This is a genomic window from Flavobacterium sp. 270 (assembly GCF_004368785.1).
In the GTDB taxonomy this organism is placed as follows: Bacteria; Bacteroidota; Bacteroidia; order Flavobacteriales; family Flavobacteriaceae; genus Flavobacterium.
Genome location: NZ_SODM01000002.1, coordinates 355678 through 369287, shown reverse-complemented (window position 1 = coordinate 369287; position 13610 = coordinate 355678). Strand labels below are relative to the sequence as shown.

The 13610-nt window shown below is 33.3% G+C and carries 14 protein-coding genes; 5 read left to right on the top strand and 9 right to left on the bottom strand.

The window, feature by feature from the left end:
- Positions 1-207: 207 nt before the first annotated feature.
- The 4 genes from EV144_RS08960 to EV144_RS08945 form a co-directional block, all read right to left on the bottom strand.
- Positions 208-843: a LysE family transporter gene (locus EV144_RS08960; RefSeq protein ID WP_134148124.1), complete on the bottom strand. Its 636-nt coding sequence runs from the start codon at positions 841-843 to the stop codon at positions 208-210.
- 42 nt (positions 844-885) lie between these two features.
- Positions 886-1563 (bottom strand): tRNA (guanosine(46)-N7)-methyltransferase TrmB, encoded by a 678-nt coding sequence (gene trmB / locus EV144_RS08955; RefSeq protein ID WP_134148914.1) that lies wholly within the window; start codon positions 1561-1563, stop codon positions 886-888.
- A gap of 196 nt (positions 1564-1759) precedes the next feature.
- Entirely contained in the window at positions 1760-3145 is a 1386-nt protein-coding gene (locus tag EV144_RS08950) for an ammonium transporter (RefSeq protein WP_134148123.1), read from the bottom strand.
- A 262-nt stretch (positions 3146-3407) separates the two neighbouring features.
- A complete protein-coding gene (locus EV144_RS08945) occupies positions 3408-3899 on the bottom strand; it encodes a nuclear transport factor 2 family protein (protein WP_134148121.1) in 492 nt (163 codons plus the stop codon).
- A gap of 290 nt (positions 3900-4189) precedes the next feature.
- Here EV144_RS08945 and EV144_RS08940 point away from each other — a divergent pair, with 290 nt between their 5' ends.
- The gene (locus EV144_RS08940) at positions 4190-4858 is read left to right on the top strand and encodes a hypothetical protein (protein WP_134148119.1); all 669 of its coding nucleotides are present in this window, start codon (positions 4190-4192) and stop codon (positions 4856-4858) included.
- A gap of 183 nt (positions 4859-5041) precedes the next feature.
- On the opposite strand, the gene EV144_RS08935 is transcribed toward EV144_RS08940, so the two are convergent.
- Positions 5042-5356: an HPF/RaiA family ribosome-associated protein gene (locus EV144_RS08935; protein ID WP_134148117.1), complete on the bottom strand. Its 315-nt coding sequence runs from the start codon at positions 5354-5356 to the stop codon at positions 5042-5044.
- Between the two features lie 219 nt (positions 5357-5575).
- On the opposite strand from EV144_RS08935, the gene EV144_RS24130 reads away from it, so the two are divergent.
- Together EV144_RS24130 and EV144_RS08930 are read left to right on the top strand one after the other, a co-directional pair.
- Positions 5576-5746 carry a hypothetical protein gene (locus EV144_RS24130; protein WP_166670554.1) on the top strand — a complete coding sequence of 57 codons (171 nt, stop codon included), beginning with the start codon at positions 5576-5578 and terminating at the stop codon, positions 5744-5746.
- A 31-nt stretch (positions 5747-5777) separates the two neighbouring features.
- Entirely contained in the window at positions 5778-5936 is a 159-nt protein-coding gene (locus EV144_RS08930; RefSeq protein WP_317129079.1) for a hypothetical protein, read from the top strand.
- A gap of 34 nt (positions 5937-5970) precedes the next feature.
- Here the strand turns inward: EV144_RS08930 and EV144_RS08925 are convergent, their stop codons facing one another.
- Positions 5971-6741: an HNH endonuclease gene (locus EV144_RS08925; RefSeq protein WP_134148114.1), complete on the bottom strand. Its 771-nt coding sequence runs from the start codon at positions 6739-6741 to the stop codon at positions 5971-5973.
- A gap of 70 nt (positions 6742-6811) precedes the next feature.
- Entirely contained in the window at positions 6812-9280 is a 2469-nt protein-coding gene (locus tag EV144_RS08920; protein WP_134148112.1) for an AsmA-like C-terminal region-containing protein, read from the bottom strand.
- Positions 9281-9521: 241 nt separating this feature from the next.
- On the opposite strand from EV144_RS08920, the gene trxA reads away from it, so the two are divergent.
- Positions 9522-9839 (top strand): thioredoxin, encoded by a 318-nt coding sequence (trxA, locus tag EV144_RS08915; protein ID WP_035686427.1) that lies wholly within the window; start codon positions 9522-9524, stop codon positions 9837-9839.
- A gap of 207 nt (positions 9840-10046) precedes the next feature.
- Here trxA and EV144_RS08910 read toward each other — a convergent pair whose 3' ends face one another.
- Both EV144_RS08910 and EV144_RS08905 read right to left on the bottom strand, forming a co-directional pair.
- A complete protein-coding gene (locus tag EV144_RS08910) occupies positions 10047-12122 on the bottom strand; it encodes an ATP-binding protein (RefSeq protein WP_134148110.1) in 2076 nt (691 codons plus the stop codon).
- Positions 12119-12826 (bottom strand): LytR/AlgR family response regulator transcription factor, encoded by a 708-nt coding sequence (locus tag EV144_RS08905; protein ID WP_134148109.1) that lies wholly within the window; start codon positions 12824-12826, stop codon positions 12119-12121. Before EV144_RS08905 ends, EV144_RS08910 begins: the two co-directional genes overlap by 4 nt.
- Positions 12827-13051: 225 nt before the next feature.
- Between EV144_RS08905 and EV144_RS08900 the strand changes: the two genes are divergently transcribed.
- Positions 13052-13597, top strand: a complete 546-nt coding sequence (locus tag EV144_RS08900) for a hypothetical protein (protein WP_134148108.1) — start codon at positions 13052-13054, stop codon at positions 13595-13597.
- Positions 13598-13610: the final 13 nt, after the last annotated feature.

The following is a 13610-nucleotide window of genomic DNA, read 5'->3' as shown; positions in this document are numbered from 1 at the left end:
ATTGATTTTTATGCACTCCCGATAGTTATCGGGATAAGGATTAGAAAGGATTTTTTATAAAGCTATTAAAAGAATAATCAGTTTAATGTGGCTAATAAATTAATGCCAAAGTTAAAAGCTTTCAAGAAAATATCCGCTTAATCTGCAAAATCTGCGAGAACAACAAAAAAATCTTTTTTAATCCTTTAAATCTGTGGCAAAAAATAATTACCCAAAGTAATAACTTAAAATATTAAAAAGTGTTACGATAGAAATTAAACCAGTAATACTTCCAATAATAGTATTCATGTTTCTCATTATGTAATCGGTTTTCTTTTCGATTCTTCCAAAGAACGCAATGTAGCTGTAAAGAACAGCAAAAGAGCCCAAAACAGAACCTAAAACAAAAGTAAAAATCACGTTGTTTTCAAACGCAAAAAGATGATAAGAAGCCAAAGTAACACTTACAACAACATAATACGGAATCGGGAAAAAGTTTAAACCAGAAAGCAACATACCTAAAAAGAAACGACTTTTTTTGCTGCTCTTTTTGATTTTAGATTTTTTGGCTTTCGGTTCTTTTGCGATAAACAAAAAGTAGATCGTTAGAATAGAAAAAATAGCAAACCCAACTTCACGCAACAAAGTCACAACATCTGGTCTGTTATCAATAACCTGAGCAAATAAAACAGCTAAAGAAACCTGTAAAAGAATAACTAAAACAGCACCAATAACAAACCATAAAGCATTCTTTTTTCCTTCTTTCAGATTTATTTTGGCTGCCGTCATATTGATTAAACCTGGTGGAATAATCCCGATGATAGCTGCAATGAAACCTGAAAGTAAAGGGGTAAGTAAGGCCATTCAGTGGTTTAATGGGTTAACAATATTTGTTTTGAAATTAAATTAATCTTTAATTTTGAAACGAATATACGTAATTGCCTTGTTAATTTCTAAATATTGTTTTTCATAAAAAGTCTGGAATGCAGTAACCTCTTCCGGACTTCCCTCATTTGTATATACATTATGGTTGGCATACAATACCTCGTGACCTTCGCCATGAAGCAATCCAAGAGTATAACCGTGCATAAATTCACTGTCGGTTTTAAGGTTTACAACACCGTCTTTTTTAAGGATTTTTTTATACAATTTTAAAAATTCAGAATTTGTCATTCTGTGTTTTGTTCTTTTGTATTTGATTTGCGGATCCGGAAAAGTAATCCAGATTTCGTCAACTTCACCTTCGGTAAAAATATGATCGATTAATTCGATTTGAGTACGAATAAAAGCAACATTATGTAAGCCAGTTTCTACGGCAGTTTTTGCACCTCTCCAGAAACGAGCACCTTTAATATCAATTCCGATAAAATTTTTGTTAGGATATCTTTCTGCCAATCCAACAGAATATTCTCCTTTTCCACATCCTAATTCTAAAACTAAAGGATTATCATTTTTAAAGAAATCAGAATTCCATTTTCCTCTTAAGGGCATTAAATTGCCTACAACTTCTTCTCTGGTTGGTTGAAAAACGTTTTCAAATGTTTCGTTTTCTCTGAATCTTTTTAGTTTATTTTTACTTCCCACTTTTACAAAAATTTTCAGCAAAATTAAGGAATATAAACGAATGAATACTGTGCAAAGTGTGTTTTAAAATTTTTTTGCTACGAATTACACGAATTTTCACAAATTTTTCTTCTGTTTAATTTTGTGTAAAAATCAGAGATAAAGATTAATTCGTAAAAATTAGTGCAATTCGTGGCAAACTAATAAAAATATATTTTTACCCGTAATGCTGTTCATGCACAGACAATAAAGAAGGATCAAGCGTTTCGTCATGCTGTGATAAATCCAATCCGATATGTTCTGATTCTTCTGAAACACGAAGTGGAATAATAAAGTTGGTTACTTTGAATAAAAAGTAAGCTCCGAAGAATGTGAAAATTGAAACCAAAACCAAAGCCATCATGTGGTGTCCGAAAACGCTCCAGCCTCCGTGAAGTAAGCTGGCATCTTTACCATGAGCGAAAATAGCAGTTAGAATCATTCCCATAATACCGCCAACTCCGTGACAAGCAAAAACATCCAGAGTATCATCAAATCTTTTTGAGAAACGGCAGTTTACAGCAGAGTTTGAAACCAAAGCAGTTACAAAACCAAAGAACATACTTTCTGGAACCGATACAAATCCAGCAGCAGGAGTAATGGCAACTAAACCAACAACGGCGCCGATACAAGCTCCTAAAGCCGAAACTTTTCTTCCGTTCATTCGGTCAAAGAAAATCCAGGTTAACATAGCAGCTGCAGATGAAGTGGTTGTCGTTGCAAAAGCCATAGCGGCAGTTCCGTTGGCTGCAAGTGCAGAACCAGCATTAAAACCAAACCAGCCAAACCATAACATTCCTGTTCCTAATAATACAAACGGAATATTGGTTGGAATATGAAGACTGTTTTTTCTTTTTCCTAAAACAATAACGCCAGCCAAAGCTGCAAAACCAGAACTCATGTGAACTACAGTTCCTCCTGCGAAATCTTTAACACCAAAGAAACTTCCTAAAACTCCTGTTGGATACCAAACAGCGTGACACAAAGGAGCGTATATAAAAATGGTAAATAAACTAATGAAAATTAAATACGAGATAAAACGAACACGCTCTGCAAATGAACCTGTAATAATTGCCGGTGCAATAATCGCAAATTTCATTTGAAACAAAGCAAAAAGCATAAACGGAATTGTGCTGGCTAATTTTTTATGCGGCAAAATGTTCACATAGTCCATAAAAGCAAAAGTAGTTGGATTTCCGAAGAAACTATAAAAGTGATCTCCAGATCCAAACCCAATCGGATCTCCAAAAGCAAGGCTAAAACCAACAACAACCCATAAAAGTGTAACAACACCTAAACAGATAAAACTCTGAAGCATTGTAGAAATTACATTTTTCTTACCGACCATTCCGCCGTAAAAAAATGATAATCCCGGAGTCATAATCAATACAAGGCAACAAGATGTAAGCATCCAGGCAACATCAGCAGGAACAATATGATCTGTAGTTCCAAATTCAGATAATACATAACTATTATTTTCAGTAACCGTTGGCCAAAATGCACCTATAATACAAACGATACTAATAATGATAAAGGAAATGATCCAGCGTCTTTCTATTTTCATTTTTCAAATACTTTATTTAACCCTATTTTTTTTGGGGTCAAAGTTAAAAAAAAATAAATATTTTGATTTCAAGGGCTGTTAAATAAGAGGGCTGTCTTTTATTTTAGTCAATTTTACAAAATTCAATTCGTTTTTTTGACACAATCTTATTTTCAACTTCTAATTTACGACTATTATTGCCAATTGTATTAAAATTAATTTGACATATTCTCTTGTAAAGCGCTAGAAAAGTTAGGATTATAATAAGAATGGCTTAAAATGTTTATTTTTTCTTAAGCTTATCAATCAAAACATCTTCAACTGGACTTTTTATTTTGGTAACCGCATCAACTTCGTCGTTCGGAATTGTCATCGATAAAACATAATGTTGAATTTTCCATTCTTTCCCAACTTTAACTAAAACACCAGAACCGCGACAGATTTTCATTTGTGTATTTAGTAATTCATCAAACCATGCAATTTTTCCAGATTTGTCAAAAAAGATATGACGTTCCAAAGCTGTAAAATTCCAGGTTTTACCTTTGTCAAAATAAGGTTTTGCCCAAACTTTAAAATCTGGGTTCGTCCAGTTTTCGGTTGCATCTGTACCAATAAAAATGGCGTCGCTAGACATTAAACTAAAATACGCATCAAATTTTGCATCGGCAGCAGCTTTATGCCAAGTATCAAGCGTCTGATTGATTTTGTCTTTTTCTGTAGTTTGCGCATTCGCGAAAGCGCTGATGAATACTAAAAGTAAGATAGATTTTTTCATATGAAGTTTTGTTTGGTATAAAGTTAGGATTAAATTTTTTAAACCATATAAGTTATGTAAGTTCATTTAATTTGTAGCAAGTGATCGTTTTCCCGCAGATTTAGCAGATTTAGGGGATTTTTAGTTTTGCTATTTTAAAAAATCTGCCAAATCTGCTAAATCTGCGGGAAAAACAAATTGTGCTTCTTTGAGAGAAATCCTCTAACCAAAATGCTTAAAATATCTTAAATAACTTATATGGTTTAAATTCAAAAAACAAGTATATTTGAGAGCTCTTAAAAAATACCACTATGAATACTAAAATCCTACTATATTCTTTGGCAGTCAGTTCTTTAGTTCTTGTTTCCTGCAAAAAAGAATTAGAACCTCAGAAAACAACCGCAACGTCTGAATTAATTAGACTCGGACTTGCAAAAGATACTACTAAAGCTGCAACGCCTGCAGTTCAAGCTTTGCCTTCAAATCCAAATACGGTTTTGAGTGAAAATAAGGGAATGAATCCTGCACACGGACAACCGGGGCACCGTTGCGATATTGCTGTTGGCGCGCCGTTAAATTCTGCTCCAACACAAACTACGACTGCTCAAGCACAACAACAAACTGTACAAGTAAATCCGGCACAACAGCAACAAAGAATAGTAACAACTACAGTTGCACAGCCTGTAAAAGTGGGAAAAGGAATGAATCCGTCGCACGGACAACCTGGACACAGATGTGATATTCCGGTAGGAGCACCTTTAAATTCGCCAGTTGCAAAACCAGTTGCTGCTACAAATTCTGCACAAAGCGGATCAAGTTCGCAGACCTTTACGGTTTCACCGCCGGCAGGAAATAATCCTGTTCCAGCTTTGTTAAGTACAGAAACTAACAATCAGGTTGCCGAAGGTATGAATCCTGCTCACGGACAACCGGGACACCGTTGCGATATTGCGGTTGGTGCGCCTTTACCAAAATCATAATTTTTTTTAAAACCATATAAGTGATATAAGATAATTTAAGTTTTCTTTCTTATTGGTTAAAAAACAAATATAAAACACGAAGCCGCAAAGTATATATAAACTTTGCGGCTTTGTATTTTTGCGAGATTAATTCTTTCCAGTAAAACTAAAATGAAATTATATCACTTATATGGTTTAAACTTTTTAGTGTTCTTTTATTTTTTCGAAAGTAGTAGTCAACGCTTTTTTTGCTTTGGCTAAAGCCCCGCTAAAAGCTTTTTCAAGCGTATCAGAATGTTCCGTTACAGTAATTGGCTGTAATTTTACAGGACGAACTTCAATTACACATTTCTTATCATGCAAGCTGAATTTTTCGCCGTTTTCGTCTCCAAAATGTACTTCTACGCGTGTTATTTTGTCTTCAAAACGGTCTAAGCTTTTTTCTATTTCGGCAGAAAAATACGATTCTAATCTTGCGCTTCCTTCAATGTTTTTGTCGGTGTTGATTTGTACTTTCATAATCGGATTATATTTAATGATTGTTTCTCAAAGCTATTATTTTGAGATTTAAAAGCCAAGTGAGTTAATAAAACATTATGAATTTTTTTGAAGGTGTGTTTATCAATTTTGTAATTTAGAAGTAAAGGAAAATTACATTTTAGACCCTAAAACAAAATAAAGAAAAAACTTACAATTTATTTTTGATTTTGTATGTTTGTAATTCCTAAACTTCGAATTATGAACTCAACAAAATTTTTTGCCCGTGTGGTATGCTGGCGGTATTGGAAACAACCGCATCGCGAATTTGAAGGCGTAGGACAGCTAACCCATGCGGGTTTTGTTTTCCCTAAAACTTCAAATTATGATTACAAACAACCTTTCAAAAGAAACTCAATCGAAATTAACTGATTTTTTTAATAATTCAGTCGACTCAAAAGACATGGCAAAGTACATTAGAAGAGTAAATTTCATTTTAGCACAAACGCTTATTTATGAAGATCAAAAAAGAAATGCTGTAAATAAAGAATGGCTCGATTCGAGTTTTTATTATTTAAATGAATTAGCCGAAATTTTGGATCCTTATTTGGATGTTGAATGATTAAATTAGAAAAGCCACTTTGTAGTGGCTTTTTTTATTTTTTAAAAATTGTATCTAAATGATATTCTAGAAATTCTTTTCTTGGTGAATGTTTTTGAGCTTTAAGTATCTTTTGATTTTCTATTGGAGAAAAATGTAGTTTGAAAAAATCCGTATCTTTTTTCTTTTGAAGTAGAGAAGAAAAAATCACTTCATGATTTGTATTAATTCCAATTAATCCAGTATCAAAAGCTTTGTCATAAAGTGCAGATAAACATATTCCGTTTTCTAGATTTAGTCTTTCTTTTTCATTCTTTGACCAAGGAATTATATGACTTGCAAATAATAGTTCAGGAATGTCGATTCCTGTTATTGCACATTTAAAAGAATAATTTATTAATACCATTTTTCTAAAAAGGCATTGATTTACTCTAGCTTTTATTTCACGAGTAACAGTTTCTCCTTTTAAATCTTTTAGGTCAAAAAGAATATCTTCATATTTATTTTCAATTGATGTATTTTCTTTACCAGCAATAATTACTTCATTTTGAAATGATAGCTCTTCTCTATTGTTATAAAATTCATCCCAGATTGATTGGATATTCTTCCCTCCATTTTTTAAACCACCACTATTTCTGCGTGGATCTACGCTCACAAAGTTTATTAATCTTGCGGATATTGAACCAGGACTTCTGTCGATAAGTTTTCCTAATTTGATAACGTCTGGATTTTTATCGTTAATATTTTTGTATTCAATTGCAAGGTATAAATTGAAGGCAACGATAAATTCGTCTCGTGTCCAAAGTCGATTTTTGGGTTGTGGCATTATTTATAATTTGTTTTTAGTAAATATAAATAATAATTAAACACTCTTATAAATTTATAACAAAGCTATTTCACTTCCCCTTCTTCCCCCACTTAATTTTCATCTTCCCATCATCATCTGCAGCAATCAAATGCAAAACAATGCCGCGTTCCCTAACAGCATCGCGTTCTGCTTTGCTTTCTAGTTTTGCATCGTTTTTAGAATTACGAAGCGGGACAGTAAGCGCAAGATTTGTGCCTCGGCCAAAAGAATAAACACCTTCTATATCTAAATTAAGAACGCTAGAACTTATGGTAAGATCGTTAATGTCTATTTGTTCGCCGCGAAGATTAAGATCTCCAGACAAATCGCTAAACGTAATGTTCTTAACATCGCGAAACGGAAACGCAAATTTGCCCATTTTTACAATTGGCTCAAAATCAACTAAAGCACCTTGATTGACATTAAATTTTAATTTGCCACGCATCGAGTTTACAATCAAATCGCCTTTGGCACTCATTAATCCGGTAACGTTGGCATTACTGCTGAGTTTTCCTTTTATGTTTTTTGGATTAAAAGATTTGATTTGAAAGTTATTAAAAGACTTTAAAAAACTCGCAATATCCACGCGGTTTACCTGCGCTACCGAACTAAAAACATAATAATTTCCTTTCGGTTCGATCGCGCCATTAAATGCAATTGTGCCGCCAGAAGTTTGTACGTTTCCGTTTTTCAGGAGCAGTTTCGAATCCAGCATTTGCAGGGTTGCACGCGTATTGGTCGCGGTCAGCGCTCCATAATTTATTTTATCGGCTTTTAGATTAATAATTACAATGCATTTCTCGATTACCGATTTCATTTGGTTAGAGAAATTGACATTTTTTTTCGGAGATTTTTTCTGTGCAACCTGTTGTGACTGCGATTTTTTCAGAACTCCCAAAAATTGTTTTACGTCAATATTGGGGCAGTAAATATTCCAGTTTACCACCATTTTTTCGGGAGCGTCGTAATAAAGATTCAGAAAATTATCGATTTTTCCGTCAACCTGAATGATATTCTTTTTGTGTTTGTAAGCAATTTTTTTGATTAAAAGCGCTTGCTCTGTAAACGACAATTGTATCGCTGTTTTCTCTGCCCGAATATTTTTCGGAAGATAATCAAACGTAGCATCTTTGATATTTACATCGCCTATAAAACGCGGTTTATTAATGTATAAACCCACAATATCAAACTGAAATCTCAAATTGGCAGTGGCGTGTCCGTCTTCAAAATGAATCATTTTTTCGTTCATCATTCCGTTTAGTTTTTTCACATCAAAATCAGCATTTACCATTCCGGTTGCAATTGGTTTTTCTAAATTGCTAATTACAGCTTGCGGAATCTTAAGCGGAATAGTTTCGTAATTTCCTGTAAAATGCGTTAAAACAACAGCCGAATTAGGATCATTAAATCCTTTTTTTGGGTTGAAATTATTGGTAAAAATTCCTCTAAAGCTGCAATCGGTAAAACCGCCGTCGGGAATTGTAAGTTCATTATTTTTAATAACCGCCTGCACCACAATTTTAGGATCGCCTTCTGCATTAAAATCGCCTTTAATGTCGCAGTTTACGGCAATTGGTTTTTTCAAATCAAACTGATTTAGTTTTGAACTAATGTTTCCCGATAATAAATTAGAAGCACTTTGCCATAAAATATTCGTCCCGATATTGATTCCGAAAAGTCCATTGCCTTTAGCAAGATTAAAATAAGCGGCAATATCAAAAGCATCCGAACCAATTTTTAGGTTTTTGGTCTCAACATTTATTTTTTGATTTTCATCAGAATAAGAAACATCAAAATTGCCTTCGAGGACTTTTTCTTTAGAAAAACTTCCGTGTACGGTATTAAAAGCCAGACTGTTTATTTTGGTTTTCAGATACAAATTGGTCTGCCAGTCATCGTCGTCAAAATCTACTTTTGAGTCTAAGTCTGCAACTTCAAAATCAAATAATTTATGACCTAAATGATTGTCTATAATTAGATGAACATCACTAAGATTTATTTCATCAATTGTAGTTTCTGGTTTTGATTTGTTTTCTGCGGTCTTTTTCTTTTTAGGTTTAAAGATATCCGCATTAGAATAACCGTTTTCGGCCTTATAAACATAAATATCGGCTTCGTTGATTATAATTTTATGAATGTTGATTTCGTGCTGCAATAAACTCCAAACATTTAATCTCGCTTCTATTTCTTTGGCTTTTAGCAAAGTATGATGATGTGTCTGCCATTGATTGTCTTTAATTTCTACATCTTTTAAGGCTAAAGTAAAGTTAGGAAAACCCGTTAGAAATTTATAATGAAAATCGCCAATATGAAATTTTCCGTTAATATTCTCATTGATTTTACTATTAATTTTAGCAATGATTTCGGTTTTATTTTGATTAAAGTAAACCGACAAACCACCGCAGGCAATAAGGAGTAATGCAATAAAGGCTAAAAGAAAAATACCAAAGCGTCTGGCATATTTTCTAAAATGTACAGATTGGAGATAATCTTTTATTTTATGTAAAGTTTCTTTCATCTGTGTGGATTTTTCTTAAATGATTAAAGGTACTATAAAATTTTGACGTTTTGTTAAATTACAACTCCAATTACATGAGTTAAAACCTACAGATTCGGGCAATGTGGGATTTATATAACTATTAACAATGCATTTATAATGAAAACTAATTTATCTATGGTGTTTCATTTGTATTAAAGTTTTAAATTTGTACTCTAGTTTGAACATTAATAACTCAGACATAATTTAAACAATAAATATTATGGCATTAGCAATAACAGATGCTACTTTTGACGAAGTAGTTTTAAAATCAGATAAACCAGTAATGGTAGATTTTTGGGCAGCATGGTGTGGTCCTTGTAGAATGGTTGGTCCAATTATTGACCAATTAAGCGATGAGTACGCTGGTAAAGTAGTTGTTGGTAAGGTAGATGTAGATGCAAACCAAGAATTCGCTGCTAAATATGGTGTGCGTAACATACCAACTGTTTTAGTTTTTCACAAAGGTGAAGTTGTAGGTAAACAAGTAGGAGTTGCTCCGAAACAAACTTACGCAGATAGTTTAGACGCTTTGTTGTAATCGTAAGATTATGATTTATATAAAAAAGGTTTGGCGAAAGTCAAGCCTTTTTTATTTATAAAGGTTTTTGCCAGAGATTATATGGATTAAAAGGATTTTTTGCCACGAATTGCACTAATTTTCACGAATTATAATTTAATCTGTGGCAACTTTTTCTAAGCAACATCAAATATATAATTAATGAAAATTAGTGCAATTCGTGGCAAACTAAAAAACAATAGTAAAAACAGTTCCAGAATTTTGTTGCGAATTCACTTCTATTTTACAGTTAAGAACCGTTGCCAAATCCCGAATAAGATGCAGTCCTAAACCAGATTTAATTCCGATAACTTCCGAGTCATCGTATAAAGCTTTAAATTGTTCCTGCGTGCCGCCAGATCCGTTATCGGTAATAGAAAGATAAATTTGATTGTTTTCTTTCCAGGCTTTCCAGACAATTTTGGCGTTTTCTTTTTTATCAAGTGCTTTTATGGCGTTTCCGGTTAAATTTCGGATGATTGTTTTTAAATAATTCTCATCTGTTTCTAAAGTGATGTTTTCAGGATCTTCAAAAACAAAAGCGACATTTTCTACACTCGAAAAGTGTTTTTTTGTTTCCTCGAATAAAACAGCAACCGGAATTTTTTGAGAATGAAGTTTAAAATTGTCCATTTGTCCTTTACTCCAAAGTAAAATATCCTCCATAGAAGACAAAAGATTTTCGGCGCCAGAAATAATTTTGGTCTGCATACGCAAAGCTGTTTCTTCATCAATTAATTCCGGGCTTTCTTTCTGAAGGTGTAAAAAGTGAATTAAATTAGAAACCGGACTTCTTAAATCATGATTTAAAATGCCAAAAAAGCGAGCCTTAATTTTATTGGCCTCGTCTAATTCCTGATTTAAAAGCTGTAATTGTTGATTTGTTTTCTTGCGGTTTCTACTTTGATTAAAAAGCAATAATCCGATAATGGCAACCAATAAAAGACCGCCAATTAAGAAGTAACGCTGTTTCTTTGCTTCCTCAATCTGAATGTTTTTTATGGTATTCTGAATCGAAAGATTCTTGATTTCCTGCCCTTTGGCTTTGTTTTGAAAACGGGCTTCGGCATTAGAAATGTTCTGTTTTGCCGATTGCTGCATCATTTCATCATTGGCTTTGCTGTAAATTTCATTGTATTGGTAAGCTTCTTTCCAATTTCCTAATGCGGCATAACTTTGAGATAGTTTTTTATTAATATTTACAAAAGACTCTTTGTCGTATGCTAAAGCATTTTTTGAGGCTTTTTTAAGTGTTTCTATTGCGCTTTTATATTCTCCTTTTTCATATAAAATCCTTCCCATTACAGCATTGGCCTCCATGATAATATCTTCATCATTAGATTTTAAACCCAATACAATAGCTTTTTTAGCATAACTGTATGCCGTGTTTATTTTTCCTTGATTTGCATAGTATTCAGATACACTTCTGTTTGCAAAACTCAAATTAAGAAATAAAGAATCTTTTTTGTTTGGATAGGTATAAATGAGACTATAGTATTTTTTAATGCTGTCCAGCTTTTTTAGAGGAACAAAACACTGCAGATAATAATTGCAGGAAAATGCACTTATATATGGTGAAGTTTTGATGTAAGGTTCTGCATAACTTAAATACTCAAGCGCTTTATTATAAAGCTTCATTTTGGTATATGCGGCCGCAATCTGGCTGTACGAGACACCAATGGTTTCTTCGTTTGCAACATTTTTGTCGAGCTGTTTTTTGTAATTAATAGCTTTTAGCTGGTAATTAATAAAAGTTTCATATTGTGCATTGTCAAGGTAATATTCGCCAAGACTTCCGTTAAGAACAGATTTGACGTAAACGCTTTTTGTTGTGTCAAGAACCTGCTTAATATAGTGTACTAAATTCTTTCTTTTTAAAGTGTCATTAAGAGCGTAATACGCATAACTAAGACGCATTAAAGCAGAAGTTTCATTCTTGAGATGCCTGGCTTTTTGAGCATATTTTAAAGCAGTCTCATAGTTTACACAAGCTTTTTGGTTTTGATTATTGCTGAATTCGTATGCATTTCCTTTTAAGAAATAAAACTTCGACGTATATGCATAATGCTTCTTTGAAAGAAGAATTCCTTTGTCGGCAGCTTTTAAAAGTTTTGGATAATCTTCGGTTTCTAAAAATGCTTTGCAATACTGCAGCCAGACTTTCAGTTTTTCGGCGTCGGTTTTGTATCGCGCCAAATTAGGTTCTTGCTGTGCAAAAGCAGGAAAGCTGATAAAGAATAAAAGCAAGAAACCTAACTTTCTCATGAGATCAGGTTTAGGTTTTCTTTATAGCTTCTTCCAACCGGAATGGCAATATTGTTATTTAAGATAATTTCACTTGAATTTATTTTTTGAATGAATTGCTTTTGAACCGCATAACTTCTGTGAATCCTAATAAAAGATTGAAAATGATCTTCCTTCAGCAGATTTCCAATACTCGACAAAACACAATGCCTTTTTTTATCTGTAATCACAAGCGTATAATCTTTTAAAGCTTCCAGATACAAGATTTCGTGGAGTTTTACCTTTGTTTGTTCGTGGCCTTCCTTTATATAAATAGTGTCACCGCCAATGCTTGCTTCAAAAAGAGAAGCTTTTAGTTTTATTTCCATAAACTCCTCAATTCGGTTTATGGTTTGGGTAAAGCGATCCAGTTTTAATGGCTTTACAATAAAATCTAAAGTCTCGATCTGAAAACTCTCAACAGCATGTTCCGGATGCGCGGTGATAAAAATACAAATCGGAATCTCTAACGTTTGTTTTCTAAAATCAATGCCGTTTAGGCCCGGCATATCAATGTCCAGAAACAAGATATCAACTTTTTCTCTTTCGATAAACGGTAACGCTTTTTCTGCCGATTCAAAAACACCCACAATATCCAAAATTGGAAATTTTTTAGCATACGAAAGCGCCGTAAGCCTGTCTATTTCATCATCATCAACAATAATACAAGTGTATTTTTTAACCATAAAACGGAACTTAATTAAATAAAAAAATCGCTAAAACGACTAAAAATTGGTCGTCTGTCTATTTAAAATGTTGTTTGTCTATTAGTGGTTTTCATGCCGATTTTAATCACGCACATTTGCCATGTAATTAATCAAAAACAAATCAATAATGCCTTTTGATTGATGCAAAAATAAAGCTATTAAGTTAAAAAAGAATTATTTAATCAATTTTTAAACCAAAATGTTATGAAAATTTTAAAAACCATTTTTACCCTTTTATCAATTGCATTATTTGCTGTTTCATGCAGCGGTGACGACGGAGCTGATGGAACTAACGGTACTAACGGAGTTGACGGACAAAAAGGAGCAACAGGAACAGCAAATGTTATTTATAGCGCCTGGATAACAGCTCCAACAGCAGTTGCAGAAACGATAGATGGGACATCTGGATTGTCTACTTCTATTAATGCGCCAGAACTATCATCAGATATTCTTTCAAAAGGAACCATATTAGTTTATATGTCTTTTGGGGGTGGCACTTATGCACTGCCTTACACTTCTACAGCAGGCAGTGCAGTAAATACGATAACAGCTATTTCAACTTTACAGAAAATCAAACTGTTCAGATTTAAACATGCACAAGACGGAACAGTAGGACTTCCAACATCTCTTTCATGGCGCTATATACTTATTCCAGGAGGCGTTGCAGCCACGACAGGAAAAGCTGCAAAAACAGATTATTCTAAAATGAGTTACGAAGAAGTTTGTTCGCACTTCAATATTCAACTCTAAATTTTAGAAGAAA

Excerpts from the sequence above, each read along its gene's own strand:
- EV144_RS08960 (WP_134148124.1), bottom strand. The coding sequence starts at position 843 with ATGGCCTTACTTACCCCTTTACTTTCAGGTTTCATTGCAGCTATCATC.
- EV144_RS08950 (WP_134148123.1), bottom strand. The coding sequence starts at position 3,145 with ATGAAAATAGAAAGACGCTGGATCATTTCCTTTATCATTATTAGTATC.
- EV144_RS08945 (WP_134148121.1), bottom strand. The coding sequence starts at position 3,899 with ATGAAAAAATCTATCTTACTTTTAGTATTCATCAGCGCTTTCGCGAAT.
- EV144_RS08940 (WP_134148119.1), top strand. The coding sequence starts at position 4,190 with ATGAATACTAAAATCCTACTATATTCTTTGGCAGTCAGTTCTTTAGTT.
- EV144_RS08935 (WP_134148117.1), bottom strand. The coding sequence starts at position 5,356 with ATGAAAGTACAAATCAACACCGACAAAAACATTGAAGGAAGCGCAAGA.
- EV144_RS24130 (WP_166670554.1), top strand. The coding sequence starts at position 5,576 with ATGAACTCAACAAAATTTTTTGCCCGTGTGGTATGCTGGCGGTATTGG.
- EV144_RS08930 (WP_317129079.1), top strand. The coding sequence starts at position 5,778 with ATGGCAAAGTACATTAGAAGAGTAAATTTCATTTTAGCACAAACGCTT.
- EV144_RS08925 (WP_134148114.1), bottom strand. The coding sequence starts at position 6,741 with ATGCCACAACCCAAAAATCGACTTTGGACACGAGACGAATTTATCGTT.
- EV144_RS08920 (WP_134148112.1), bottom strand. The coding sequence starts at position 9,280 with ATGAAAGAAACTTTACATAAAATAAAAGATTATCTCCAATCTGTACAT.
- trxA (WP_035686427.1), top strand. The coding sequence starts at position 9,522 with ATGGCATTAGCAATAACAGATGCTACTTTTGACGAAGTAGTTTTAAAA.
- EV144_RS08910 (WP_134148110.1), bottom strand. The coding sequence starts at position 12,122 with ATGAGAAAGTTAGGTTTCTTGCTTTTATTCTTTATCAGCTTTCCTGCT.
- EV144_RS08905 (WP_134148109.1), bottom strand. The coding sequence starts at position 12,826 with ATGGTTAAAAAATACACTTGTATTATTGTTGATGATGATGAAATAGAC.
- EV144_RS08900 (WP_134148108.1), top strand. The coding sequence starts at position 13,052 with ATGAAAATTTTAAAAACCATTTTTACCCTTTTATCAATTGCATTATTT.